The organism is Kosakonia beeri (genome assembly GCF_054165705.1).
Map to the genome: position 1 here is coordinate 59680 of NZ_CM135106.1, position 25851 is coordinate 85530.

General features: G+C 51.5%; 24 protein-coding genes. 22 read left to right on the forward strand and 2 right to left on the reverse strand.

The features are described 5' to 3' along the window. Positions 1–61 precede the first annotated feature (61 nt). From ACUY4S_RS00305 to ACUY4S_RS00320, 4 genes are all read left to right on the forward strand, one after another. On the forward strand, positions 62–490 hold the full coding sequence (locus ACUY4S_RS00305) for a lysozyme inhibitor LprI family protein (protein ID WP_458023500.1): 429 nt from the start codon (positions 62–64) through the stop codon (positions 488–490). Positions 491–924: 434 nt separating this feature from the next. Beyond that, positions 925–1236: a PTS sugar transporter subunit IIB gene (locus ACUY4S_RS00310; RefSeq protein ID WP_312692772.1), complete on the forward strand. Its 312-nt coding sequence runs from the start codon at positions 925–927 to the stop codon at positions 1234–1236. Positions 1237–1341: 105 nt separating this feature from the next. After that, the gene (locus ACUY4S_RS00315) at positions 1342–2664 is read left to right on the forward strand and encodes a PTS sugar transporter subunit IIC (protein ID WP_312692775.1); all 1323 of its coding nucleotides are present in this window, start codon (positions 1342–1344) and stop codon (positions 2662–2664) included. 348 nt (positions 2665–3012) lie between these two features. After that, entirely contained in the window at positions 3013–3915 is a 903-nt protein-coding gene (locus ACUY4S_RS00320; protein ID WP_458023499.1) for a helix-turn-helix transcriptional regulator, read from the forward strand. A gap of 47 nt (positions 3916–3962) precedes the next feature. On the opposite strand, the gene ACUY4S_RS00325 is transcribed toward ACUY4S_RS00320, so the two are convergent. Then, positions 3963–4364, reverse strand: coding sequence for a (R)-mandelonitrile lyase (locus ACUY4S_RS00325; protein ID WP_458023498.1), 402 nt, complete (start codon positions 4362–4364; stop codon positions 3963–3965). Between the two features lie 176 nt (positions 4365–4540). On the opposite strand from ACUY4S_RS00325, the gene ACUY4S_RS00330 reads away from it, so the two are divergent. The 3 genes from ACUY4S_RS00330 to ACUY4S_RS00340 all read left to right on the forward strand — a co-directional run bounded on the left by ACUY4S_RS00330 (position 4541) and on the right by ACUY4S_RS00340 (position 6332). Next, on the forward strand, positions 4541–4705 hold the full coding sequence (locus ACUY4S_RS00330) for a hypothetical protein (protein WP_458023510.1): 165 nt from the start codon (positions 4541–4543) through the stop codon (positions 4703–4705). 98 nt (positions 4706–4803) lie between these two features. Continuing rightward, entirely contained in the window at positions 4804–5688 is an 885-nt protein-coding gene (locus ACUY4S_RS00335) for a dihydrodipicolinate synthase family protein (protein ID WP_458023497.1), read from the forward strand. 179 nt (positions 5689–5867) lie between these two features. After that, positions 5868–6332 (forward strand): lysozyme inhibitor LprI family protein, encoded by a 465-nt coding sequence (locus ACUY4S_RS00340; protein ID WP_134319141.1) that lies wholly within the window; start codon positions 5868–5870, stop codon positions 6330–6332. A gap of 53 nt (positions 6333–6385) precedes the next feature. Here the strand turns inward: ACUY4S_RS00340 and ACUY4S_RS00345 are convergent, their stop codons facing one another. Then, positions 6386–7444: an AbrB family transcriptional regulator gene (locus ACUY4S_RS00345; protein ID WP_458023496.1), complete on the reverse strand. Its 1059-nt coding sequence runs from the start codon at positions 7442–7444 to the stop codon at positions 6386–6388. An 848-nt stretch (positions 7445–8292) separates the two neighbouring features. Between ACUY4S_RS00345 and ACUY4S_RS00350 the strand changes: the two genes are divergently transcribed. From ACUY4S_RS00350 to ACUY4S_RS00420, 15 genes are all read left to right on the forward strand, one after another. After that, complete coding sequence (locus ACUY4S_RS00350) at positions 8293–8745, forward strand: phage tail protein (protein ID WP_458023495.1); 453 nt, start codon at positions 8293–8295, stop codon at positions 8743–8745. Between the two features lie 15 nt (positions 8746–8760). Next, positions 8761–9834, forward strand: a complete 1074-nt coding sequence (locus ACUY4S_RS00355) for a phage tail sheath family protein (protein ID WP_458023494.1) — start codon at positions 8761–8763, stop codon at positions 9832–9834. 17 nt (positions 9835–9851) lie between these two features. Then, positions 9852–11279, forward strand: a complete 1428-nt coding sequence (locus tag ACUY4S_RS00360) for a phage tail sheath family protein (RefSeq protein WP_458023493.1) — start codon at positions 9852–9854, stop codon at positions 11277–11279. A gap of 45 nt (positions 11280–11324) precedes the next feature. After that, positions 11325–12533: a phage tail sheath C-terminal domain-containing protein gene (locus ACUY4S_RS00365; protein ID WP_458023492.1), complete on the forward strand. Its 1209-nt coding sequence runs from the start codon at positions 11325–11327 to the stop codon at positions 12531–12533. Next, positions 12533–12988, forward strand: coding sequence for a phage tail protein (locus tag ACUY4S_RS00370; RefSeq protein ID WP_458023491.1), 456 nt, complete (start codon positions 12533–12535; stop codon positions 12986–12988). The genes ACUY4S_RS00365 and ACUY4S_RS00370 overlap by 1 nt, the downstream gene beginning before the upstream one ends. Then, positions 12985–13152, forward strand: coding sequence for a DUF5908 family protein (locus ACUY4S_RS00375; protein WP_458023490.1), 168 nt, complete (start codon positions 12985–12987; stop codon positions 13150–13152). The genes ACUY4S_RS00370 and ACUY4S_RS00375 overlap by 4 nt, the downstream gene beginning before the upstream one ends. After that, a complete protein-coding gene (locus tag ACUY4S_RS00380) occupies positions 13149–13841 on the forward strand; it encodes a CIS tube protein (protein ID WP_458023489.1) in 693 nt (230 codons plus the stop codon). Before ACUY4S_RS00375 ends, ACUY4S_RS00380 begins: the two co-directional genes overlap by 4 nt. Then, positions 13834–15453: a phage baseplate assembly protein V gene (locus ACUY4S_RS00385; RefSeq protein ID WP_458023488.1), complete on the forward strand. Its 1620-nt coding sequence runs from the start codon at positions 13834–13836 to the stop codon at positions 15451–15453. The genes ACUY4S_RS00380 and ACUY4S_RS00385 overlap by 8 nt, the downstream gene beginning before the upstream one ends. A 23-nt stretch (positions 15454–15476) precedes the next feature. Next, positions 15477–15899: a GPW/gp25 family protein gene (locus ACUY4S_RS00390; protein WP_458023487.1), complete on the forward strand. Its 423-nt coding sequence runs from the start codon at positions 15477–15479 to the stop codon at positions 15897–15899. Beyond that, positions 15896–16312, forward strand: a complete 417-nt coding sequence (locus tag ACUY4S_RS00395; RefSeq protein WP_458023486.1) for a contractile injection system spike tip protein — start codon at positions 15896–15898, stop codon at positions 16310–16312. The genes ACUY4S_RS00390 and ACUY4S_RS00395 overlap by 4 nt, the downstream gene beginning before the upstream one ends. Positions 16313–16386: 74 nt before the next feature. Continuing rightward, positions 16387–19014 carry a baseplate J/gp47 family protein gene (locus tag ACUY4S_RS00400; RefSeq protein ID WP_458023485.1) on the forward strand — a complete coding sequence of 876 codons (2628 nt, stop codon included), beginning with the start codon at positions 16387–16389 and terminating at the stop codon, positions 19012–19014. Positions 19015–19032: 18 nt separating this feature from the next. Beyond that, positions 19033–21948 carry a baseplate wedge protein gene (locus ACUY4S_RS00405; RefSeq protein WP_458023484.1) on the forward strand — a complete coding sequence of 972 codons (2916 nt, stop codon included), beginning with the start codon at positions 19033–19035 and terminating at the stop codon, positions 21946–21948. A 22-nt stretch (positions 21949–21970) separates the two neighbouring features. After that, a complete protein-coding gene (locus ACUY4S_RS00410) occupies positions 21971–23713 on the forward strand; it encodes a tail fiber protein (RefSeq protein WP_458023483.1) in 1743 nt (580 codons plus the stop codon). Positions 23714–23751: 38 nt separating this feature from the next. Further along, positions 23752–25530 carry a contractile injection system tape measure protein gene (locus ACUY4S_RS00415; RefSeq protein WP_458024235.1) on the forward strand — a complete coding sequence of 593 codons (1779 nt, stop codon included), beginning with the start codon at positions 23752–23754 and terminating at the stop codon, positions 25528–25530. Continuing rightward, positions 25527–25706, forward strand: a complete 180-nt coding sequence (locus ACUY4S_RS00420) for a hypothetical protein (protein WP_458023599.1) — start codon at positions 25527–25529, stop codon at positions 25704–25706. Before ACUY4S_RS00415 ends, ACUY4S_RS00420 begins: the two co-directional genes overlap by 4 nt. Positions 25707–25851: the final 145 nt, after the last annotated feature.

Here is a 25851-nt window from a genome sequence, read left to right on the forward strand (position 1 = left end):
TCGCTGATTTAATGCAGTTACTTGATCCGCAACGTTTATCTGTAAGGTTGGCATATTTAAAATGAAAAAATATTTTTTACTTATCCTTTTGTTTTTTATTGGAAATTACGCTTTTGCCGCAGCGGATAACATGACCCATAATCAGGACGTTGCACAATGCATAAAAAAATATGCCGATAATGATGATGAATGTCTCGGTGGTCTTAGTGACACGTCAGAAAGCGATTTGACTGCAATTTATCATCTTAAATTAAAAGAAATTTCTGAATTTGATTACACCCGCTGGTGGCGAGGTACGCCGGAGCAAAAAGCGCGCATGCTGACAACGTTTAAACAAAACCAGCAGGATTGGATCCAGTACAGAAATAATTATTGCGAATTGGCTTCCACACAAGCGCAAGGCACGCATGCTTTTACCGAAAATATGCTCAGTTGTGTCCTTAATATGAACACGATAAGGGCACAACAGCTCAGGATGATCACCCCCTGAGCTATTTTATTGAGCCTGTGATCATTCATACATAAGAGAATCGCGTACGGGTGCCCTGATTTGAATGCCTGTTTCGAAAGGTCTGGAGCGGGCAGTATGACTCATGATGTACCTGAGTCAGGGCAGCAGTCTGCCTGCGCCACGGATGCCAGGTAGAGGGGGGGCTTCGGGTTATCGCCGGCTGCTTCCAGAGGGGTAAATGCGCACTGAACGGTGAACATCACGTAATATGCGACATATTGGTGGGGTTATCATGTTACTCCACGGCTGATTAATTCATTGTCGATGTTAAATATTCCACTAACGTTATTTCATAATTAAGTTTTGCTTTTCTTCTTATTGCGGTAATTATTGTGATCGTAATGAAAGTTTATGCATTATGTATCCGTTAAAATGCTTCGAAATTAACTTGTTATTAATAAAGGACGAGGTATATGAAAAATATATTATTGGTTTGCGCCGCCGGTATGTCGACCAGCATGCTGGTGAAAAAAATGTGTGAACATGCCGAAAGTATTAATATTCCGGTCACGATTAACGCAATGGCGATCTCTGAAGCCAAAGAAACGTTAAAGCGGGATGGCGTGGATATGGTATTGCTCGGGCCGCAGGTACGTTATCAGAAGCGTGAAATCGAAGAGGTGGTGCAGGGACGGGTACCTGTGGCGGTGATCGACATGGCGCTGTACGGGCAAATGAATGGAAAAGCGGTGTTAGAGCACGCGCTGGCGTTACTGGCTGAATAAATCATTTTAAAAAATTATTCATATTTATATATGTGGAAAATACTCTCGCACAGAATGTTTGCGCATGCCTGTTAACAAGCGGCATGAAAAGCACAAGGAATTAATATGAGTTTTATGGAATCATTCGAGCGTGGCATGGAAAAAGTCCTTGTCCCGATTGCCATCAAATTAAATTCTCAGATCCATGTATCCGCCATTCGGGATGCTTTTATATTGTCGTTCCCGATTGTAATGGCCAGTTCGCTGATTATTTTAATTAATTTCGCCATCTTGTCCCCGGATGGGTTTATCGCCAGTATTTTGCATTTGGATGCGTTGTTCCCTAATCTCGCGGCTGCGCAACAAATCTTCACGCCGGTGATGAACGGATCGGTGAATATTATGGCGATATTGATCGCCTTCCTCGTGGCGCGAAACATTGCCATCAGCTATCAACAAGATGATTTGCTTTGTGGCTTAACAGCGTTAGGGGCTTTTTTTGTCGTCTATACCCCTTATTCCGTTATCGACGGTCAGGCCTATCTCACCACTAAATACCTGGGGCCGCAGGGGCTTTTTGTCGCGATAATAGTGGCGCTGCTGTCCAGCGAAGTGTTCTGCCGTCTGGCGCGTAACCCCCGGGTCACAATAACCATGCCCGCAGCAGTCCCGCCGGCAGTTTCCCGTTCATTCAAGGTATTACTGCCGATTTTCTTTGTCATGATCCTGTTTTCCGTGATCAACTTTCTGCTGGCAAAGCTCTCGCCGGAAGGGCTTAACGACCTGGTGTATACCCTCATTCAGGCACCGCTCAAAGATATGGGCACCAACATTGTGGCGGTACTGGTGCTGGGGTTGGTGGCAAACTTCCTGTGGGTGCTGGGGATCCACGGGCCGAACACCGTGGCGGCGATCCGCGAGGCGATTTTCACGGAAGCGAACCTGGAAAACTTGTCTTATACCGCTTCGCACGGCACGACCTGGGGGGCGCCGTATCCGATCACCTGGGGCGGCATTAATGATGCGTTCGCCAACTACGGCGGCTCCGGTATGACGCTGGGCTTACTGCTGGCGATTTTTATTGCTTCGCGGCGTAAAGATTACCGGGAAATGGCAAAAATGGCCTTTGTACCTGGTCTGTTCAATATTAACGAACCTGTTATTTTTGGTCTGCCAATTGTACTGAACCCCATTCTGGTGGTGCCGTTTGTGCTGACGCCGTTCGTAAACTCCTTAATCGGTTACTTCTTTATCAGCATGGAGATCATTCCGCCTATCGCCTATGCCGTTCCCTGGACAACGCCCGGGCCGTTAATCGCTTTTCTTGGCACCGGCGGTAACTGGATCGCGCTGTTTGTTGGCCTGCTGTGCCTGGCGGTGTCGACGCTGATCTATCTGCCGTTCGTTATTGCCGCCAATAAGGTCAATCTCTCTGCGGCAACCCGATAATATACCCGCCAGCAATCCCCCTGCCTTTGCCATACCTCTTCCTGGCAATGGCAGGGTAACGGTGAAGACCGCATTCTAATCATCCCTCACACCAAAGTGTGCTGCAGCGAGCAAGGCCAATAGCGTACTGACACTTCCTGTCAGGGAAATAGTTTATCTTCCCTTTAGCGAAATAAAGGGATGGTCAGGATCTGCGTCGGGCAGAAATTTCATTTTAGTTTTTCCGCTCGCTGCCGTTAACCCCTAAGCACAATCAATATATTACCTATAAAACAGGGCCATGGCGCGGTGGTCAGGCCATATTCGTTTAATGTCTTCCGAGACTTTTTATTCCGGAACCGGGGGAAAATGAAGGCAAGTCACGATAGAAAACATGACCCGCTGATTGAGCGGCTCTGTGAAATTTTCGGTGCGCTGTATCAGGGGCGGACTATCGATAAAGCGTGGCTATGCGATAAGTTCGGCATCACGGAGCGCACGGCTTACCGGGATCTGGCGCGACTGGGGCATATTCTCGATCAGGTTGCACCAGGACGTTATAAACTGAGCACCCATCTTCTTCCTTCTTTGCACAATGGCCATCTGGCCGAGTTCGCTGATTTTACTGGCGTGGCGAATCTGTTCCCGCGTCATGACGGTCAGTCTCTTCGCAACAGCATGAAAAACAGCAGCAATATTTCATTTCAGGCTCCCAGCAGCCGGGAAAATCTTTTGCTTGAGGATCTCCTTAATCAGTTGAATCTGGCTATCAGTGCACGTTGCGAAGTGGAATATCATTACCGTGATAAGGCCCGGCGGGCGCAGCCCTACCGGCTAATAAATCAGGCTGGCTTGTGGTATCTCGCCGCGGTAGAAAAAGGACGCCTGAAAGCATTTGAACTGGCGCGCATTGAGGGGCTTGTTCGTACCGCGATGCGCTTTACACCGCAAGAGGATGTGCTGGCCGAACTCGACAGTGGGGTGGGGATTCGCTTTGGTTCACGTGTCGAAACGCGGCTGCGCGTTTCCGCCCACGCGGCGGAATATGTTACCCGGCGGGCCCTGTTTCCCGCACAGCGGATCCTCGAACAGCACGACGATGGCAGTGTCACCCTTTCAACAGCGATCAGCGATCCGCACACGCTGTTCCGCTGGCTGCGCTACTGGCTGCCGGATATCGGCATCCTCTCGCCGCAGTCACTTCGCGAACAGTTTGAACAGGATCTGCACTCGCGTTATACCCACGGAATGAGGGTGATGGCGCAGCGATAACACCGCGCCGGAGAGTGGTAATTTCGGGGGGTGGCATTATCGGCCTCTTACGGCTTGCCGGAATATTGCGCATCGGTGACATGCTCCAGCCAGGTGACCGGGCTGCCATTCAGCGATTCGGCAATGGCAATATGCGTCATTGCGGTCGTGGCGGTTGCGCCATGCCAGTGTTTCACCGCTTCGGGGATCCAGACGATATCCCCCTGGTTCATCTCCTGAATGGCTTCTCCTTCGCACTGGATCCAGCCTTTCCCGTGCGTGATGATCAGCGTCTGGCCCAGCGGATGGGTATGCCATGCAGTGCGCGCGCCGGGCTCAAAGGTAACTGCTGCTCCACTAACGCGGGCGGGTTCATCAGCTTTAAACGGGGCATCAAGACGCACACGCCCCGTGAAATACTCTTGCGGGCCTTGCGCTGACGGCGTTGAGCCATTACGGATAATTTTCATCTTCTTCTCCTGTGTCCGGTCATACCGGTAAAGCGTAGCTGGCGGATCATCTGCCTGGCGGGAAATCGGACCTGGCCGTCATCAGGAATGGCGTTCACTTACTGCAGGACAGTAAGCTCAACCACTTAATCTGCTTGTGGAAGCTGCACCGGAGGTAAACTCGCAGGCGGGTAAAGGTGCTGGTTAAACGTGCCCTGTGTGATGGCATGGTACCGGCAATTGACGCGATGGTGGATCTCTATAATGCCCTTAGTCTGCGTTACGCTATTCTGGCTGGCGCGAGAATATTGCTGCGTATGTTGGTGCGCCGCGCCAGATATACCAAAGGCAGCATTATGTGAGGCGAGCGATGAACTGGCGGCGGGGTTACAACGTATGATGCCGGGCTGCAAGATACAAAAATCGCTACTCGGGTTTGATCTCTGAAAAGGAGAGAAGGATGCATTTCACAGGGTTGAGCGCTTTTCCACTGACGCCGCTGGTCGATGAAAAACTGGATGAAGCTGCCTACGTGCGGTTAATCGAACGGCTTCGCACTGCCGGGGTGGATTCCATCGGTGCGCTTGGATCGACGGGTTGTTATCCCTATTTCAGCCGTAATGAACGTGCCAGCGCGTTGCGACTGGCAACCGAATACTCTGGCGCAGTACCGGTGATTGCCGGCATCGGCGCGTTGCGTACCCGCGACGTGTTATGGCTGGCGGAAGACGCACAGAAAGCGGGTGTTAGCGCGGTGCTGCTGGCGCCGGTTTCTTATCACGCGCTAACGGAAGACGAGGTATTCGATCTGTATGCGGCGGTGACTCGCGAGCTTTCCGTACCGTTGTGCGTGTACGACAACCCCGGCGCCACGCACTTCACCTTTAGCGATGGCTTGCTGGCGCGCATTGCACAATTGCCCAATATTGGCTCCATCAAAATCCCGCCAGTGTCGGCGCTGGAACGCATTGCCAGCCTGCGCCCGCAGATCCCGGAAACGGTCACACTGGGCATCAGCGGAGATGCGATTGCGGTAGACGGACTTAATGCCGGTTGCGGCATCTGGTATTCGGTCATGGGAGGACTGTTCCCCGAAGCGGCACTGACGATCGCTCGCGCCGCGCTTGCCGGGGATACGGCACAGGCGCGCGAGCGCTCTGCCGCGCTGGCTCCGCTGTGGGATCTGTTCCGGCGTTACGGCGGTAGCCTGCGGGTGATTGCCACTGCGGCGGAACTGCTCGGCGCGGTCACTGCGCCTTGCCTGCCCGAGCCGCTGCGCACGCTAACGGGCGACGCCCGACGGCAGGTGGCGGAAGTGATTGAGACGCTGCGGCTGGCGAAGTGAGGGTTGCCGTCATGTGGAGGCCCGTTAGCCGGAATTAAAAGGCCGGATAAGCTTTAGCGCTGTCCGGTCTAAAGTCGGCAATGAGGGAAATCAACATTCATCACTATTACGCTTTTCATCTCACCATATTGGCTCATGATGATTCGGTAACGTTATTAAAGGAATGGTGAGGGATCTCAATGAAGCTTAAGACATTACTCATTATTTCGGTGAGTTGTGCTCCGTTATCTCTCTACGCTCAGACACAACTGACGCAAGGAAATGAAGTGAAAAAATGTTATTCCGTCGGACAGTATGCGGATGTCTCGCCTGCTGAATGTATTGAGCAGGCGGCGAGAGAGAGTAACAAAACGCTCAAGCAGGCGGTTGATGACAAAATGCGTAAGATAAACACCTACGAACCTTACGCTGAGCCTTACTCGATGGAGCAGGGCGGTGAAAGTATCAAGAATGTTTATGGGAAAGCATTCCGTGAATCACAGCAGCTGTGGGAGCAGTCGCGTGATCGCCTCTGTACAGCCATAGCCACTCCCTCGGGCAATGCAACGGACAGTTATAACGCGGGTTATATGCAGTGCATAATCAACATGGACCGTCGGCGTCTGGAAGAACTCAATATGCTGCCTCCTTTTGCGAATCACTGAACTTAAGTGCGCCTTCTTATTACTTAAATATATAAAACGACAGAGGTTAGAGGCTATGTCCCCAGCCGTTTTGCGACAAAACGTGAGATCGCAGGCCCGGTGATCAGCACCAGAATGAAGCGCCCGGTCTGCATGGCCATTACAAACGAAATATCCACATGGCTTGATGAGGCGATAATGGCCACTGTATCCGCTCCACCGGGGCTGGTAGCCAGGTAAGCGGTCAACGGGTCGATACCGGCAAAATGCACCAATAAAAAAGCAAAGCCGCAACATACGGCAACCAGTGTCAGTACCGACAGCAACACACGCGGTAGTGCCCGTGCAGCATAACCGACAATCTCGCGCGTAAAGCGCAGGCCAATGCTCCAGCCAATAATGGCGTAAGAAATCGCCAGTAGCCACGGCGGTAATTCCAGCCGCAGCAGGCCGGTATCTTCCACTATTGTTCCCAGAACCAGCGTTATCAGCATTGGCCCCGACGGCATTTTCACTTTGCGGGCAATCAGGTAGCCTGCGGCGATAATCAGTAACGTCCCGGCAAAGGCCAACCCGCGCAGCGGGCCAAACAGGGTAAAGGCCGCGACGGCGTGATCCGGGTTATCTGTGCCCATCCACATCCCCGTGACCAGCACGGCGACCAGTGCAACGATCATCACCCGCAAATACTGCATAAAAGCGACCAGGCGAACATCCGCACCAAAACTTTCGGCCATAATGGTCATCGCTGCTGCTGCACCTGGCGACGAGCCCCAGATGGCAGTAGAGCCGGGGAAGACCTGTAACCTGGCCATGATCCAGCCGAGGATGGCGCTGGCGAAAATCACCGCCACAATGCAGCTAATAAAAATCGGCCAGTCGGCCGCGATACGGCCAAATACAGACGGCGGGATCGCATGGGCGATCATCGCCCCGACGACCGCCTGCGCTGCGCCAAAGCTTTTTTTACTGATAGTGACCGGATGGTGAGTCATGGCGAGAACAATACCGGAAATCATCGGGCCTAATAGCAGTGCGGCGGGCAGGTGTATCAGTTCCATCAGCGCCACAAGAGGGACTGAAAGGGCAAGCAGTCGTAGCCAGTTGCGCAAAACCGGAGAAAAGATAGCCATTAACCCTTCCTTCTCAGTTCCGCCGCTGCGGTCGTATAAGCACTGTCAGGCATAACGGTTCCCGTAAAAAAGTAATTGTATGATAATAAAAGCTTATTGCTGACTGTATAAGGTATTCGCCCCCGCTGCAATCTATCAGGCCAGATAAGCAAATTATTTCCTCTGGCTAATAAAATAATAAGTACCACTAACCTTATATCCCTGGCCGGCCTGGCTCGCTTCAATTTGTGGTCTTGATTATAGGGAAAAGTATGTGTTTGTTTTTTTATAAATATATCCTTCTCTACAGAGAATAAAGAATTCTTTATTATTTTATAAATCACATTTTATCAGCACCTTAACGTTATTTTGAAAAAATATTTCAAAAGTTCTGATATTGCTATTTTGATGTTTTGTCGAAAACATGAAAAGTCCGAATCTCCTTAAGGTAAACTTGCCTTTTCAAAGGGCTCTATCTAATTTTTTATTAATTATTTCTCCAGCGTCGCGTATCTTTCATTTAGAGATGAGTAATTAACGCATTCTTTTTTGCGTTTTGCTTTTTAATAATATCAATCGCTTGTATTGAACGGCTAAATTGTATGCGCTTTTATTAGCGTGTCTTTTTGTCTTTATTTTTTAAGATCGATATTTTTTTTGATAATTAAAAGTGCCTGTCGAATCTCTCTTTGACACGAGTGATGGGCGGTAGCGTGCCTTTTTTAATTACCGGCTATATCGCTCGCCAGGAGATAGATTCGACGTCCACTTTTACATGAAGGTTGTGCAGTATAGTCCATGCATATAGCTGCATTGTCCATGCCTGCACATATTGTCGCAACGATGTGTTACCCTAGAAGGATATATCCATGGCTACTACAGCTGATGAAATTGCCAGCCTCTATCCCATTCCTACCTACCGTTTTATCGTGACGCTTGGCGATGAACAAATGCCATTTTCCAGCGCATCGGGACTGGATATTAATTACGATACGATCGAGTACCGTGATGGCACAGGAAACTGGTTTAAAATGCCCGGCCAGCGCCAGGCTATTAATATCACTCTTTCTCAGGGAATATTCCCCGGACAGAATGGTCTTTACGACTGGATTAACTCTATTCAATACAATCGGGTGGAAAAGAAAGACATTCTGATCAGTCTGACTAACGACACGGGTACTGAGGTCTTATTGAGCTGGAGCGTGTCAAATGCCTTCCCCACTGCACTCTCCTCGCCTTCGTTCGATGCAACCAGCAATGAAGTCGCTGTCCAGCAACTGACGCTCATGGCAGACAGAGTGACAGTACAGGCAAGTAGCTAAGACAGGAGCTGAGCAATGGCGATTACCACCACCTGGCCCGGCGTCTATTTGGGTGAAGATACGACGGCTAATTTTGTCGTCTCATCTTCCGCAACCGCCGTACCTGCCTTTGCCTTTCGCAAAATAGCCGGGCAACCTCATATTGATAATATTTATATTTTCAATAACTGGGCGGAGTTTGTAAAAAGCCAACAAGGGAATGACAATGAGTATGCTTATGTTATTGCCATTAAATTGTGGTTTATGAACGGTGGAGGTAAATGTTATCTGTTCCAAAAAAGCTATCTGGATTACATGTTAAATCAATACGACGATATTACTCTGGTTGTCGCTGCGGGTACAGGGAGCGATCTGTTTAATCAAATTACTGACTTTTCAAATCGTAGTGGTCATCAGGTCTTTATGCTACTGGATTCCGCGGACGCGAAAATTAGCGCCACAGATACTTCGGCCACCCTTATGGCGGGTTATCCGACATTGGCAAATGCTGCAGTATTTTATCCGTGGGGCATTTCGCAGCGCGGCAGTAATATTCCCCCCAGTGCAATGGCCGCAGCAGCAATAGCACAGTCAGATAGCTTACTCGGCGTCTGGAAAGCCCCAGCTAACCTTATTATTAGTGGCGTCGCGTCACTAAAATATCCCGTCAGTGACGATTTACAGGGACGATTTAACCAAGGGAAGGCAATGAATATGTTTCGCGAATATCCTGGTTCTGGAACTTTATTATGGGGGGCGAGAACGTTGGAAGACAGTGATAACTGGCGTTATATCCCGGTACGCCGCCTGTTTAATATGGTTGAAAAGGATATCCGGCTTTCGCTCAATAAAGTGGCGTTCGAAACGAATAATCACCCAACGTGGCAACGTGTTAAAGCCGCGGTGGATAATTATCTCTATGGCTTGTGGCAACAAGGGGCTTTGGTGGGCAATAACCCAAAAGAAGCCTGGTTTGTTGAGGTGGGTAAAGGTGTCACGATGACGGAGGAAGATATTGACCAGGGCAGGCTTATTATCAACCTTGGTCTGGCCGCCGTTCGTCCCGCTGAATTTATCCTACTGCAATTCTCCCAAGATATTGCTCAATAATTTACAGGAATAAAATTATGTCAATCGAAACCATTGTCCCCGGTGTTTATATTGAAGAAGACGCCACCCCGGCAATATCCGTGAGCCAGGGGGCGACGGCAGTACCGCTATTTATCGGTGCCTTTGCGGCACTGGAAGATAAATACAAAGGTAAAATTGTCAGAATCAGCGGGTGGCTAGATTTTGTACAGATGTTTACTGCGAGCAGTGCAGGTTATTCCGCCTCAGTGACGATTACCTCAACAGAATCGACAGCCCCTGAGGAGCCTGACGATGGGTCATCTGAGGAACCTGATGATGGGTCATCTGAGGAGCCTGATGATGGATCATCAGGAACAGGCTCAACCACCACTGACACTAATGCCACGGCAGCTGCGGTTACATATACCTACACTCCTGGCGTGCCCAGTGTGACTGAAGCGACCGCCACATTAGCGTTGCAGCTCTATTTTCAGAATGGCGGTAACCCTTGCTATGTCTTTGCGCTGGAAGACACTACCGATACCGCGGTATTGGCAAGCATAGCGACGCAGATGGCCGAGTATGACGACATTACGATTCTGGCGGTGCTTGATGGAGAAAGTACTTACCGCGATGAAATTTACCGCGTACTGGCCGGTGCTCTGGATCAGAGCAAAGGATATTTCCTGATCGCTGATGGTGAATCTGCGGCTGCGCCGGATGCGGTAAAAGGGTTTGATCACGCGGCGGTTTACTACCCCGAGTTGTCCGTGAAAGCAGGAAAAATCAGTGATAGCGATGTAAAGATCACCGGTTATCAGGATGCCGTAAGTACTAATGTCGCCACGCTGGCGGATTTGAAGAAAGTCAATCCAGACCTGGCCGCCCAGGTCTCGAGTTCGCTCAGCAAGAATGTGCCTGCGCTGACGGTTCCTGCTTCCGGTGCGATAGCTGGCGTGTATTGTAAAACTGACCGTGAACGCGGCGTGTGGAAAGCACCCGCGAATGTGGTTCTCAGCGGTGTGACCGATGTCAGCGTGCGCGTGTCGGATGATGCACAAGGGCCAATGAATGAAGCTGGCATAAATGTGCTCCGCTACTTTAGCGATCGCGGCGTGGTGGTCTGGGGCGCCAGAACACAGCAAAATGACGATAACTGGCGCTATATCTCCGTGCGTCGGTTATTTGACAGCGCAGAACGCGACGTCAAAAAAGCCATGCGCCCAATGGTGTTTGAACCTAATAATCAGCCGACCTGGACACGCGTCTGGGCCGCCATTGATACCTATCTCTATGGCCTGTGGCAAAAAGGCGGCCTGGCAGGAAACAGCGCGGAAGAAGCCTATTTTGTGCGGATTGGTAAAGGGGTCACCATGACCGAAGAAGACATCAATCAGGGCAAGATGATTGTGCAGATCGGGATGGCAGCCGTGCGGCCTGCGGAATTTATTATTCTGCAGTTTACGCAAAATATGGCGCAGTAAGCTTTTCACTGACGTTCTTTTTCCCGCGCAAAAGGATCTATTCCGATGGCTATGGTGCTTCCAAGGGTATCGGTCGGCGATACCCTTTTAACTGCTGAATCAACTGATGATCCGGTGACAATACCGCTGTTCATTGGCTACACCGCACAGGTGGAGGAGAGCGGTGCCCCGGTGGCGCTCGCTTCGCTTGCCGAAGCAAGCGCGCACTTTGGTGAGACGGGAAGCCTGGCATGGGCACTACGCCATTTTTTCGAGAATGACGGGCGCATTTGCTATGTCTATTCGCTTGGCGATACGGCGCAATGGAGCAGCGATGCCGATAGACTGGATGCTCTGGTCGCGGCATTGCAAACTCCGGAATTAATGGCGGCGATCCTGGACGATACTCACAGCGGGCTCCTGCTGGTACCTGAGTTAAGTGAACTTAATGACCAGACCACGGACACGCTGGATCTCTGGGTTCAGGGGTGGCAAGCCTTACTGGAACTGGCTCAGTATGAACGCCGCTTCGCCTTGCTGGAACTGCCTGAAATGCCGGAAACGGCAAGTGCGCTGGCGCTTAAAACCTTTTCTCCGGAATACTGCCGTAACGCCGCCGCCTGGTGGCCCCGCCTTGAAACCAGCTATGCCGACGAGGTTGATAGCGCCATCAGTTACCGGCGCCTTTCCCCGTTGCCCGCGGTGGCGGCAGCGATTCAGCGCAGTGCAAAAACCTATGGCGTCTGGAAAGCGCCCGCCAATATCGCCTTAATGAAAACCATCCGTCCGACGTATGACAGTGCCTTAGCGCAAAGTCTGTTCACCCAAACGGGAGTGTACGCCAACCCTATTCGCAGCTTTCCGGGCAAAGGCGTCTTTCTGTGGGGCTGCCGGACATTACTCAATGATGAAAGCTCTCCGTGGCGCTATATCCAGACCCGATTGTTGATGAATAGCATCGAAAATCGCCTGAAAAATATCGCCCGTTCATTTGTGTTTGAACCCAATAACGCATTGACGTGGATGAAGCTGAAAGGGCAATTGTGGTCATGGCTGCGGCAACAATGGCTGGCGGGGGCCTTTTATGGCACCCAGGAAGAAGAGGCCTTCAGTATTGCCGTCGGGCTGGATGAAACAATGACGACAGCCGATCTCAGCGCGGGAAGAATGATTGTGAATATTCAACTGGCGCTGTTAGCACCCGCTGAATTTATTGATCTGACCATCACCCTCGATGCCCGCGCCAGCACCACGCAATTCGAGGAGAGCGCATAATGGAAAATCTGCCTGCTGTGTCGCACCGATTCCTGGTGAATTTCCTGTTTAACTATATTCCCAGCCCGCTGGATATCGCATTTCAGCGCGTTTCCGGGCTGGGCCGTGAGCTTTCTGTTACCCAACATCGTGAAGGGGGCGAAAACGCCCAAAATATCTGGCTGGCGGAGAAGGTCGAACACGGTTCGCTGGTACTTGAGCGCGGCGTCATGCGCCTGTCGCCGCTGACGCTGCAATTTGATCGCGTGTTGCGCCGGGAAAGCACAATGATGGCAAACGTCGTCATTATGCTACTGGATCACAACATGCTGTTGCCCGTCACCGTCTGGACCATCAGTAATGCCCTTCCGGTAAGCTGGCGCGTTGGCGATCTGGATGCCGCCAGTAATACCGTGTTGATCAATACGCTAGAGCTTCGCTACCAGGACATGCGCGTGCTGGGGACAAAATTATGACGATTGAAATTAATGAACTCATTATTGAGGTCCAGGTGACGGACAACACGTTATCTGACGGGCAACAGACCGTAAATAGCGCGCAGCGATTAGATGAGGAGTATCTGATTGAAAAACTCAAACAGGAGATTGTGACTTACCTGATTGAACGGGAGTTACTATGAGCATACTTGACCGAAGCCTGGCGAAACTGACCATTTCCGCGTGGAAAGACCGTGAGGGTAAAATTCCCGCCGGGAAAATGCAGGTCATGTATAACCCCGAAACCATCCAGCTTGATTATCAAACGCGCTACAGCACGGAAGAGACGATAAACCAATCCGTGCAGAGCAATCGCTATGTGATTTCTGAACCTTCCGGTCTCGGGCTGAACCTCTTATTTGATGCCGACATGCCCGGTAATAGCACCTCCATTGAAAGTCAGATGGAGATGTTGAAATTTCTCTGCGCGGTAGATGCATCAACCGATACGCCCCATTTTTTACAAATCACCTGGGGAAATATGCGCTGGGAAAATAAGGGCTATTTTGCCGGGCGCGCGAGCGAATTATCGATTCATTACACGTTATTTGATCGTAACGCGACGCCACTGCGCGCGACTGCGCACCTGCAACTGGTGGCAGACTCCAGCATCGTTATTCAGAACGCAGAAAAACAACTGCTTTCCCCTGGCAATACGCTGGTCAACATTACCGACCGGGCGACGCTGGCGCTACTGGCGGCGAGTGCAGCCGCCTCGCTTGCCGCCAGTGTTGATTACCTTTCTCTCGCCTGGCAAAACGATATGGATAACCTGGACGATTTCACGGTAGGCGGCGACTTGCTGGTGCAAAAAGGGGCAGGCGATGAATGAGATCACCCTGAAAATCGGCGGTCAGAACAGCGCACTGGGCATTCGTAAGCTGCGGGTGCTGCAGAAAATTAATGAGATCCCTGTGGCCCGGCTGGAGTTGATATTGCCAACGGATAATAACAACACCAGTGATACGCTGCTCGCAAACGAAATTGCACGGCTTACACCTGGCATCAGCCTGGCGATAGCCCTGGATAATGTGGCGCTGTTTTCAGGTGTATTAACGCAGAAGAAGGTTCAGCTTCAGGGCGCGCAGCGGGTAATAAAAATTGAAGCCCGCCATGCCTTACAAAAGCTGGCCTGGCCGCCACGCAGTGATCTTTATCGTCAGCAGGCAGACCGGGCTATCCTGACCACACTGTTTAATAAAGCCTCGGTGAAAGCCACCGTAAAAGCTGATGCACAACTAAATGCTGTGCATGAACAGATGGTGCAATATCGCATCAGTGACTGGACGTTTATCTGCCGTCGCTTAAAGGCAATGAACTGCTGGCTCTTACCGGATGCCGCCAGCGATGCCGTGACAGTCGGCGCACTGAATATGCCCGCTTCGGCGAAACATACATTTAAGCAGTACGATAAAAACGAAAAATACGCGCTGTATGAGCTGGATATCAACTTCGATAACCGCTTTATTCTCGACAGTCTGGCCCTACAGGGCTGGGATGTGAACGAGCAAGCGCTGAACTCCCCGCAACTGGTGAAAAATGATGCATTTGACCCCTGGCACCCCTCCGCGGCGGCATCTTCTGTAGCGGGTGGGGCGGAACACAACTACAAACTGGCCTTCAGTTATTTTCCGGAAACCGATCTGGGTAAATTATCCCGCTCCTGGGTTAATTATCACCAAATGAGTGAGGCCCAGGGTTTTTTGGTCATGGAAGGTGTGCGCGACATTGCGCCGGGCGACAGCATTGCGCTGGCGGAGTTTGGTGCCGGGCTGGACGGCACGCTGTTAGTTTCCGGAATTGAACAGACGATTGACCCGGAGCGCGGCTGGCGCACAAAACTGCTGATTGGCATGCCTGTCAGCCAGATGGATGCAGATGTTACCGCCACATTGCATATTGGAACCGTCGCGGACTTTAACCCTGATCCGCAAAATATCGAGCGTATTCCGGTGGAGATCCCGGCACTGAATGTTGCAGGCGAATATGTATTTGCGCGCTTAGGTAAACCCTATGCCAGCAAAGCGAGTGGTTTTTGTTTTTACCCGGAACCGGGAGACGAAGTGGTGTTAGGATTTATTGAAGGTGCATACAGTTATCCGGTCATTCTTGGATCGATGCATAACCCGAAAAATAAATCGCCATTCCCACCGGATAAAAAGAATAATCAAAAAGGCGTGGTGGTGCATAAGCAGGATATTACTCAGCAGTTACTTATAGACCTGGATGCGAAAGCATTAACGTTGTCCGCTGATAATGGCAGCAAAGTCATTATAGATGCGAACAACCAGATGCAAATCCATGGCAGCGAAATTGCTGTCGATGTTGATAAACAAGTGCAAATTAATGCCAGCGATGTGACCTGGCAGGCAGATAATAAATTCTCTATTAATGGTAAGGAGCAGGTCGAAATCGTTAGCCCGAGCATTAATATGAAAAATTGACCCACCCGGCTTTCGGAGGAACTATGAGTAGCGATAAATACAGTGAATCGCTGGGGCGCAGTTGGGCTTTTCCGCCGCAATTTAGCGTAGCGGAAGGGGTTAAAATGGCGGAAGGTGTTGATTCGGTATTACAAAGTTTGTTGGTTTTGTTTATGACGGAACCCGGCGAGCGAATAATGCGTGAAACTTACGGCGGCGGGCTTAATGAATTCCTGTTTGAAAACATTACCGATGAGCTATTAGCCAGTATTCGCAACCATATAGAAGATGCTGTACTGCTGAATGAGCAACGTGCGGAAGTAAAAGAGATCCTGATAAAACAACAGACCAACGATGTCAGCCGGTTGTTGGTGCAAATTACGCTGAAATTGCTCGGTAGCGATATTAGCGAAACGCTGTCAGGCACGCTGGCGGTCAACGAAGGTTATGTCTTGAGGTTGCTATGAGTAATTTTGTGATTGTCGACAATGATACGCTGCAATTTGGCGTCACCTTTGGCATGTATACGGTCACGCCAACCGAGCCCTGCATGATAAAAGCCTCGGGGATTGCGCAAATAATGAATAAAAAAGTGTGCGTATCCGGTGATGAAAAAAAGGTATCGATCAAAGCAACCTATATGAATGCGACGTATCCCACGCCTGGCATGGGGAGCATCACCATTTCCAGCCTGGCACCGGATCAGCTGGCGAATTTTGCCACTTCGACGATGCCGTTGATTGTCACCGGGAGTCAGTTTTCTGCGCTTTTTACTCCGCAGTCGCCGGCCAGCAATCCTCAGGGGCCTGAAGCCGGGCCATCACCACAACCGGGTAATGGGAAATTCATCAACTCTCAAACGTTTGTGACAACGGGATAACGCAACGCTTATATCACACGCTACACGCCATTTTATTCTCCTGTTTTTTTATCAACTGCAGAGCGGATAATGCCATGTCTGACTTAGATGAACTCAAAGCGAAACTGGCCGACGTTGTTGTGGAAAATAACTTTTCGCTGGAAGAGAGAACGCCTGCGCAACTGCTTGATTTTTTGCAGCGATATACGGAAGTCATTCCCTTCGCCAGCGATAACAATTCTCTTTGGGTCGATTTTTGGTTTAACGGTATTACACCAAAGGAACTCAGTGATATTTATCAGGGCATTACGCCCGCGGATAAAACCTTGCCGGTTCAGCATACTTTTTTGTTGTTATTATTAGGGTTGCTGGAAACGCCCTCGCTTCTGTTAAATACCGTGCCTGACCGTCATCGCGCCCTTTATTATCAGGATCTATTAGGCTTTGCGCATGGCGCGATAACACCCGATACGGTGGCGGTGAGTTTTAATCTTAAAAGCAATAGTAAAGCGTATTTGTTGCCCGCCGGTACGTTATTAGATGCGGGGCAGGATGCCGCCGGGAACACCATTACCTACCTGACGGACAGCGACATACTGCTTAACCACCAGCAACTCATTAAATTGTGCTGGACGAAACAAGATGCCAGCGGAAATTGGTTGCTGATGACCGCGCTCGATACCGACAACAATATCGAGCTTCCGGATGGCGGTATTCGCCTGTTCAGCGATACCCAAAACGTTGAGGGGTTGCAGCGTGAGCTGGTGCTGGATTCGACGCTGGCAAGCCTCAGTGGCGACATCAGTGTGACAGTATCTTCGGCCATTGACGCGGTGCGCAGCGCCAGCGAAGCAACCCCCACGATCTCACTGCTGGGGCAGGAACAGACTCCACTCGTTTTCCGCGCCACTCGTGCCAGTGACAGTGAGGTGCTTTATCGCTTGCCCTCCAGCCTGCAGATAAAAGACTGGCATCAGGATGCCTCCGCCAGGGAGGGTTCCTCCCTGGTTCTGCAATACCCAGCAGGAAAACTCACGGCATTACCCGCCTCGTATCAGATTGCTATCAGCCAGGTACAGGAATTGGGTTATCTTCCGCAAAGTGGGCGGGGTTATCTCGACAGCTTTAGCTACCCCTTTGGTAGCCAGCCGGTAGTGGGCGATGGTTTTGAACTCACCCTGCCGCCCGCGTTTGTTGAAAGTGGCGGCACGCTGACAATTTCTCCCCAGTGGCAGAATCTGCCCACGGAAAATTTCTCGCTCTGGTATTTCCGTTACACCAACCCGCCGACGGACAACAGTGTGTTCCGGGCAAGCATTTATCTGGTGCTGCCTTATGGCGAGCGCTCTTTGCTTGCAGAGCAGGCGCTGTTTTATGGTGATGGCGCCCCGCAAATGCAACCGCTGATCGTAACACTCCCGGAAGATCTGGACGCATCGGCAGGGGGGTATAGCATCCGGGTTGAGTTAAGCGGCTCCGATTTTCATCATCAGGAATGGGCCGCCGACCCCACGGGAAAAAATGCGCCATGGACACCGCAAGTGAGCCGTATTGACACCCAGTTCGCCCGAACCATTTCACTTGAGCAGATTGTTGATCGCGCCTCATTGCTGCGCGCTGGTGAGATCTCCGGCCCAACCATTTATGTTGGTCTGAGCGGAGTGGTTGCCGGAGATAGCGTCTCAATCTATTGGGCTATGCAGTCGCTTTCGGCTCTGACGTTGAGCTGGTATTGCTACACCAGTGAGGGAGTCTGGCAGGCGCTGGACGCCACATTAAACGACGCGACACAGGGGTTGCTATTCAGTGGGCTGTGGCAGGCGATCCTGCCTGATGACGTGACAACAGGCGGTGACGGGTTATCTGAAGAATATCATTGGCTTAAAGCCGTCGTTACCAGTGGCATTGGTGATGCTGTTCCAAAAGTACGCAGCCTGTTTACCAATGCGGTGACCGCTACACTGAACCTGAGCGGTGATATCGATAGCAGTCATTTCGCGCAACCTCTCCCGGCAGGCACCATTAGCCAGTTGTCGACGCCGGTTGTACAAATCAGTGCCGTCAGCCAGTTGCTGCCATCAGAAGGGGGCAAGGCACGGGAAACCACTTCACAACTTTTTGAACGCGCGGCGCTGCGCATCGCTACTCGCCACCGGGCCATTACCTGGCAGGATATGCGCCATATGCTGCTGGAGCAGTACCCGCAGATTTATGACATCCATTTTCTGGACGTGAGCAAACTGCTGACTATTCCTGCGCTGACGGTGCAGGAGTTGGTCATTATTCCTGGCAGCAGTGCCAGTGATAATGACGACACGCTGCGCCCGGCATTCAGCCAGGGGCGGCTGGATGAAATGGCCAAATGGCTGGAGTCGTTTACCTGCCCATGGGCGAACCCCAAACTCATTAACCCGGTTTATGTCGACATTGCTGCCCGTTACCAGGTGACGTTCCTGGATGGGGTAAACCCTACCTATGGTTACCAGCAATTATCCGCGTGGTTGCAGCAACGCTATATGCCCTGGGGTACTGACCTGCAACAAGCTGTAGTCCCGGGTAACCAGATTGATTACTACCAGCTCCTGGCCACCATTCAACAGCACCCGCTGGTGCAAAACGTCCTGCTGCTGGAACTGGTCGATTCAGAGGGAAACACCCATGAGGAAACCATCGTGGCAAAGGAAAACCAGGTTTTAATTTTAACTCCACAAACAACGTCCTGAGACTAAAGGGAGCCGCTTATGTCTAAAGAAAATGCCCTGTTCCCGGTCGTCAAAACGGACATCGATTTCGCAACGTTGTGGGCGCAGGCGACCGGAAGCCTGAGCGCATTATGTGGTGATATCTGGACAGATACCACGGAACACGATCCCGGCGTGACCTTATTACAAGCCGCGACCTGGAATGATTCTGATCTCGGGTATCGTCTGTCATTATCCCTTAACGATCTGCTTACTGACGCCGGAAAAACCACCCTTTTCCCGCCCGAGTTTGGGCCACAGGGCGTGTTGTGTTGCAACACGGTGACCGCCGAAGATTACCGCCGCGCGATACTCGATATCCACAGTAGTGACATTGGCATAAGCGGTGTTGACCAGGGGTTTATTTTTGACGATTGCGCACTGGTGAAAGAACCCGAAGACAGCAGCAATACCTTTCGCTGGTGGTATGACAAAGTTAACCGTAACTACACTTTTACCAAGCCGACCGACTCGGTTGATAACGAGTGGCAGGAATTAACGCTGCGCGGTAACAATTGGCTCTATCTGGTGCCTTCACGGTATACGCAGAACCTTTCCAGCGAAGATAATGCGATGGTTCAAACCTACCTGGCTGATTTTCTTGCCAGCCACCGCAATCTGGGCGAGTTTTTCGCGCGGGTTATCTGGCTTCAGCCGGTGGACTTTAACCTCAATCTGGAAATTAGTCTGAGCAGTGATGTCGAAAATATGGCGGCGGTGGTGGCCAGTATCTTTGAGACTACCAGCGCGCAACTCATCGGTTCTGTTGCGCGTTTCACTACGGCGCAGATGCACGAAAAAGGCTACACAGATGAGGAAATTTTTGAGGGACCCTTTCTTAAACATGGCTGGCAGATTGTTGAACCGACACCACTCTCGGTAAACGGAATGACCATCAGTCTGGGGGCGCTGGCTAACCGGCTGTTAGCCATTGCGGGGGTGGAAAGTGTGAATGCTGTCTCGCTGGCTTCTCCTCCACAGCAGATACACAGCGTCGCGTCGGATAAATGGTCATGGCAAATTGATGCGGGGTACTACCCCAGACTCTGGGGAGCTGACCCGTTTACCTTGCTGGCCAGCACTGACAGCCCACTGACGTTAGTGATCAAGGGAGGGATATATGAAAAACCGGATGCGGCAGCAATCAGCCAATATCTCAGCCACCCGGCATTGATCAATACCCCGCCTGTGGTGCTTCCTGCTGGCACACTGCGTGATTTCAATACCTATGTGCCTGTAGGCAACCGGCTACCAAGTTGTTACCAGCTTCAAACACCGCTAGAACAAGTGGAACAAAACATCCGTGAGTTACACCAGTTCCTGCTGCCGGTCGACCAGCTGCTGGCCAATATGTGCGCTGAAATTGCGTTAATACCGCAGCTGCTGGCATTTGAGGATCGCGCAGATGTGATTCGCGGCACCCGCTGGCCTTATGACGACGGCACGGTAAATGATGATGTGCACAGTGCCTATGCGTACGCTCTGAAGCAACTTTTTCAGCGAGATGCGGCCATTTTTCAGGACGACAAGGTGACGCCTCATCCCTTGAACTTTTCACGCGAACTGGCGTTTTTGCAGTATCTGCTGGGCTATTTTGGCGCATCGCGCGCGGCGCGCCCGCTCACCCTCGATTTGGCCGATTTTTTGCTGACTCAACGAGCTTATCTGGCTCAGCAACCGCAGCTGGGTTATGACCGGATCAATATCCAGATTAATAAAGTCTCTGCGCTGCAAAAACGTATTACCGCCATCATCGGGCTGAACAGCGAGTGTTTTAAAGACAACCCCGACCTCAGTAATTTGCCGTTTTACCTGATTGAGCATCGTCAATTGTTGCCGCTGGTGCCTGCAACGGGATATGCCGCCGACCAGACGCCGCAAAACGTCACCATCAGCGGCACACAGGTGAGCATTACCCAGTCGGGCATTGCGGGGAAAATCGAAGTCGGTCAGTTAGTCGATATCATCGCGATTGAAGGTGACAGCCGCCTGGTGGTGGGCCAACAGATGGTGACCAGTGTCAGTGGTGATACCTTTACTGTTAATGCCACAAATAGCCAGCAACTGACCAACGATCTGAGCCGTTTACAAACAGCCTGGTCGGGAGGGAATCTGCGCTGGCAGAGCAGTAATCTCTGGCTGCAGGATATGGACTTCCGGCTGAATTATGCGAATGCCGCGCTCCAGCCTGCAAGCAGCACACAAAAATTACTCAGCAGCAACGATCAAAGCCCGTTCCCGGCCATGGTTTCCGTAGGGGATAAAATTGTCATTCGGGGAGCATCGTTATCCACATCTGCGGCAAGCGAAGTGGCGAGTGTAAGCATTGAAGCTGCCGATGCCGATGCCGATGACTGGCTGATCAATGCCACCATTCTTGAGGTAAATCCTCTTGCGGGCACCCTGTTGGTGGAAAAAGCCGCCGACAGTCAATACGACTTCCCGGCGGAGGCCGATGCCTGGCGTTACGTATGGAATTTTAGCGAGTCTGCCTATGCAACCACCGACCGCTTTTCATTTGTGATCAGTCTGGTGCTAAACCGCGCGATTATCGCCAGCCAGAATATCGTGCCGGATAAGCTGATCAGCTGGCTATTACAGGTGGTGATGGAGCAGTTTCCGGCGCACGTATCGCTGATCAATCACTGGCTCAGCGACTCCGCGTTTAAAAACTTTGCCCAGACCTATGCCCGCTGGCAGAACAACGGTAACCCGCTGGGGGACGATGCCTGGAGCATTCTGCAAATGTTGACACTGGGTCACCTGCCGGTGACTGAACTGGGGATTGGCTTAATGCGTGTCGCTACCGATGCACAGCAAACCGCTGTTATCGGGGCCGATGGTAGCCAATGGAACACCAGCATTATTGTGCAGGAACAGTTGTTCTATGTTCCGCAAGAATTGCCCACCGCTTAATCACTGAGTTCTGGAGATAATTATGGCCGATACCAAACAATTACAATCGCCCGATACCCTGAAAGCACGTTTTAAGGCGGGCAGTATTCCACTGCAGAGTGATTTTGCCGATCTGATTGATTTGGCAAATGCGGGCGCTGTCGCTGCTGGCCAGGCTGCCGGTCAAATCAATAGTGCCGGTGTTGGGATGAGATATGGGACTACCGGGAAACTGGAACTGAATATTACAAGTTCGTTTAACTTCAACAGTGACAACGATCTGGGTTCCTGTATGCCACTGTCGATTGATTCTTCGAATAATAAACCGGTCGTCGATCTGGCGTATGGACTGACGGGAGCGTCGGATGGTTTAAGCGTCAAAGCCTCCACGGGTATTGTTGTTAATAGTTATGGCGTGAGTGTCGACGCAGGCATTATTGCTAATGCACAAGCAGGTGCTAAAGCGGTGGGGCAGTTTACTGGCCAGGATGGTAAACCCGGTGTGGGAATGCGCATTACCGCGGCGGGCAAACTGGAGCCGGATATCGATGCTTCTAACTTTTCTCAGGCTACCGATAATCAAGGGGTTTCCCCCATAAAAGTGGATACCTCAACCAATAAACTGGTGGTGGATTACGGCAATGGGTTGATACAAAGCACGTCCGGGCTTGGCGTTAAAGCCTATACAGGCGTTGTCGTTGATACGAATGGCGTGAGCGTTAATGCGAGCATTATTGCTAATGCGCAAGCGGGCGCCAAAGCAGTGGGGCAGTTTACCGGTCAGGATGGTAAACCCGGTCTGGGCATGCGAATCACCTCGGCAGGCAAGCTGGAACCGGATTTGGATCCGTTTGATTTCTCTTCCGTGAGCGATGGTCAGGGCGTTTCCCCAATCAGAATCGATACGTCAACCAATAAAATGGTTGTAGATATTAATCAGGGGTTATCGGCAAGTATAAACGGACTCAGCGTGAAACCTTCCACCGGCATCGTCGTGAATGCGAATGGCGTCAGCGTCAGCCCGGATACAATGGCGTATGTGGAAGCGGCCGCGAGAGGTGTCGGCAAGTTTAACGGCCAGGACGGTAAGCCTGGCGTAGGTATGCGGTACAGTTCTAATGGAAAGCTGGAACTTAATATTGATCATACGAGCTTTAACTATTCCACGGAAACAGATGGCTCGGTATTTATTGCGATAGACAAGGGTACCAATAAACCGGTACTGGATTTAGGCCCTGGCCTGACGAGCGGAACCAGTGATGTTGAAGTGCGTGTTAAAGCCTCGACCGGAATCAAAGTCGACACAAATGGTGTGAGCGTCGATATGGCCTATGTGGTGCCGCGCGGCGTTATTGTGATGTTTAGCGGCAGTGCCGCGCCATCCGGCTGGGCATTCTGTAATGGCCAAAACGGTACCCCGGATTTACGCGACAGGTTTGTTAAAGGCTCGCAAGATTTTAAAACAGGGACGGGGGGTACGAAACAAAATACCTATACGCCAACGGGGACAATCACGATAAATGCACATACCTTAACTGTTGCTGAAATGCCCTCTCATAGTCATTCTCTTGTGAAGATGAACGGTGCCCAAAAAGCTGGATACCATTATCCGGAAGCATATAATACCAGCCTGGGCGTTAATATTACTGCCGGGATACCTGGTGATTTTATATCCGCTACAGGCGGCAGTCAGGCGCACTCTCATACCGGTACATTTAATGGCGCTATTTATTATCAGAATAACGAGCCACAATACTTTGCGCTGGCTTTTATTATGAAATTATAAAATTCCATTTGTCGCTGAAGATATTCTGGATACTCTCTATGACTAAATCTGATGTGTGTATTACTACACTGCGGGTTACGTTATTTATTGATCCCGTGTTAAACCAGCAAAGAAAAACCGGATATCACAGTATTAATAAAGAACAGTTACGCTCCGTTTTGCAAACGGCAAAAAATAACGTTGCGATAAACAGCAATATTATGGTTGATAAAGTGGTGTTGAATTTAGGAACCATTCCGCTTCAGCACTGTTCACTCTATTTTTATCAACGTTTGCATACAGCACTGGTGCAACTGTTTAGGCAGTTAGCCAGCCATGCGCGTAGCGCGTCGTTATCAATGGGTGAAAAGGGGATCGCAACGGCTCCGGCACGACAAGGGTCTCTTGTGACTCAGGCTATCGCCTGCCTGCAAAGCGGTGGAGCAAAAACGGACTTCTGGCGGTCAGAACCTGAGGCAGTCATATTGCGGGCGCAGGATCCCTCCCGGCGTGAAGCGCTCGTTGGTGCGCGTAATGGCCGGCACGCCAGGCGTCGGGCAACGTCTGCCCACACGACGGCGCGCTTCCCGGGCGGCGGGCAGGGAAATGCCTCTGCTACAGCGTCAACGCGCCTGACGCCGTTACGGCTGGCGCACCAGGCACTGAGCTATTTGCTCACTATCCCGGAAGGTCGCCACTGGTTAAGCCAGCACAGCATGACGCATGAACAACGCGATGCCTGGGCGGCGGCAATAGTGCAGCAGGAGCTCCCGACCGTAGCGTTCCTGCGCCTGGTGGCGCTGCTTGAACCTTTGCCGGTTGCGCAGGCACGGGCCATTGCCGGACGTTGGGTGATACCGTTATGGCGTTATGCCGGGGTGGCAAAAACCGTACAGCAGCAGGCCGGAAAAGCGGCACAGCAACAGATTGAAGATTACCTGACTTCGCTGTTGCCGGAAGCCGTTACTCCAGCGCGGAGTCAAAGGGAGGTTCTGCCCGTCAGGCCCGGTGGAGGCTTGCCAGCGTACGAGCAGGAGCGGCAGAACAGAAAATTATTCACCACCCGGCAGAGCGCGGATGCATTTCCAGGCCTGCAGGCGTCTGGCCCAGAAGCATTTCCTGTTATCCGGACGCAGCAAGGTGCCGAATCTCACATTTCGCCGCAGACGCAGCAGAGCAAAGCTGCATTCCCGGCCTGGAAGACGCCGCAGCGTAGCGGCGTCGTCACTCGCCAACAGAGGCAACCGAACAAAGACGCCGCCATACCCCGGAGGCCACGCGCCCGTCGCGCTAATGAAGAAACCCCTGAAGCGGGGCTTTCTGTCAGCAATGCTGGCGTGGTATTGCTCTGGCCGCTGCTGCCGCAGTGGTTTACTGCGCTGGGGCTGATGGCGGAAAAACAGTTTATCAGCGACGACGCGCGCTGGCAGGCGGTGGTCGCGCTGGACTGGCTAATCTGGGAAGTGGAGCAACCTGAGGCACCGCGTTGCGTGGTTAATCAGTTTCTTTGTGGTATTGCGCTGAATGAACCGCCGCCGATACTGGCCCCGTTTAACGCGGAACAACAGCAGCTCACTGCTGCGTGGGCCGCCAGCGTTTTATCGCAGATCGCCACCTTTGAAAAAATGGGGCTGACCGATGTACGCCAGCTCTTTTTGCAACGCCCAGGCGAACTGTTTGCCGATCTCTCTCCTGCGGTGCTGCATATTGCGCCGGAGCCGTTTGATATTCTGCTGGCAAAATGGCCCTGGCCGCTGAACCTGGCATTTTTCCCCTGGTTCGATGCACCCTTGCTGATCGAATGGGCGACGACAGGCCCGGAGGGTTTACTGCGATGACGGTGTTTGCCTTCCTGCCGCTGTCTCTTTGTTTTCAGAGCGGCATTTCCCTCTGCTGGCGCGGCGTGCGCAAGCGATGGGTGCTAAAATTCGTTATGCCTCACTCCTTGCCTGCCGGTGAGCGGCAGAAGAAGAGGGCTATCATGTACAACTTCATTACCCTGAATGTGCGATAAGCGTGAGCTGGTGAAGACGAACAGCGTATTGAGATTTTATTCGCCGGGAAAAGCACATCAGCGTTTTTTATTTCTATTTTCAATACTGAGCAACAGAGCGATTATCAAGTTAAGGGCTTGTTCACACATATGAAATAATATTTTC

Coding starts and splice junctions, on each gene's coding strand:
- ACUY4S_RS00305 (WP_458023500.1), top strand. CDS start 62: ATGAAAAAATATTTTTTACTTATCCTTTTGTTTTTTATTGGAAATTAC.
- ACUY4S_RS00310 (WP_312692772.1), top strand. CDS start 925: ATGAAAAATATATTATTGGTTTGCGCCGCCGGTATGTCGACCAGCATG.
- ACUY4S_RS00315 (WP_312692775.1), top strand. CDS start 1,342: ATGAGTTTTATGGAATCATTCGAGCGTGGCATGGAAAAAGTCCTTGTC.
- ACUY4S_RS00320 (WP_458023499.1), top strand. CDS start 3,013: ATGAAGGCAAGTCACGATAGAAAACATGACCCGCTGATTGAGCGGCTC.
- ACUY4S_RS00325 (WP_458023498.1), bottom strand. CDS start 4,364: ATGAAAATTATCCGTAATGGCTCAACGCCGTCAGCGCAAGGCCCGCAA.
- ACUY4S_RS00335 (WP_458023497.1), top strand. CDS start 4,804: ATGCATTTCACAGGGTTGAGCGCTTTTCCACTGACGCCGCTGGTCGAT.
- ACUY4S_RS00340 (WP_134319141.1), top strand. CDS start 5,868: ATGAAGCTTAAGACATTACTCATTATTTCGGTGAGTTGTGCTCCGTTA.
- ACUY4S_RS00345 (WP_458023496.1), bottom strand. CDS start 7,444: ATGGCTATCTTTTCTCCGGTTTTGCGCAACTGGCTACGACTGCTTGCC.
- ACUY4S_RS00350 (WP_458023495.1), top strand. CDS start 8,293: ATGGCTACTACAGCTGATGAAATTGCCAGCCTCTATCCCATTCCTACC.
- ACUY4S_RS00355 (WP_458023494.1), top strand. CDS start 8,761: ATGGCGATTACCACCACCTGGCCCGGCGTCTATTTGGGTGAAGATACG.
- ACUY4S_RS00360 (WP_458023493.1), top strand. CDS start 9,852: ATGTCAATCGAAACCATTGTCCCCGGTGTTTATATTGAAGAAGACGCC.
- ACUY4S_RS00365 (WP_458023492.1), top strand. CDS start 11,325: ATGGCTATGGTGCTTCCAAGGGTATCGGTCGGCGATACCCTTTTAACT.
- ACUY4S_RS00370 (WP_458023491.1), top strand. CDS start 12,533: ATGGAAAATCTGCCTGCTGTGTCGCACCGATTCCTGGTGAATTTCCTG.
- ACUY4S_RS00375 (WP_458023490.1), top strand. CDS start 12,985: ATGACGATTGAAATTAATGAACTCATTATTGAGGTCCAGGTGACGGAC.
- ACUY4S_RS00380 (WP_458023489.1), top strand. CDS start 13,149: ATGAGCATACTTGACCGAAGCCTGGCGAAACTGACCATTTCCGCGTGG.
- ACUY4S_RS00385 (WP_458023488.1), top strand. CDS start 13,834: ATGAATGAGATCACCCTGAAAATCGGCGGTCAGAACAGCGCACTGGGC.
- ACUY4S_RS00390 (WP_458023487.1), top strand. CDS start 15,477: ATGAGTAGCGATAAATACAGTGAATCGCTGGGGCGCAGTTGGGCTTTT.
- ACUY4S_RS00395 (WP_458023486.1), top strand. CDS start 15,896: ATGAGTAATTTTGTGATTGTCGACAATGATACGCTGCAATTTGGCGTC.
- ACUY4S_RS00400 (WP_458023485.1), top strand. CDS start 16,387: ATGTCTGACTTAGATGAACTCAAAGCGAAACTGGCCGACGTTGTTGTG.
- ACUY4S_RS00405 (WP_458023484.1), top strand. CDS start 19,033: ATGTCTAAAGAAAATGCCCTGTTCCCGGTCGTCAAAACGGACATCGAT.
- ACUY4S_RS00410 (WP_458023483.1), top strand. CDS start 21,971: ATGGCCGATACCAAACAATTACAATCGCCCGATACCCTGAAAGCACGT.
- ACUY4S_RS00415 (WP_458024235.1), top strand. CDS start 23,752: ATGACTAAATCTGATGTGTGTATTACTACACTGCGGGTTACGTTATTT.
- ACUY4S_RS00420 (WP_458023599.1), top strand. CDS start 25,527: ATGACGGTGTTTGCCTTCCTGCCGCTGTCTCTTTGTTTTCAGAGCGGC.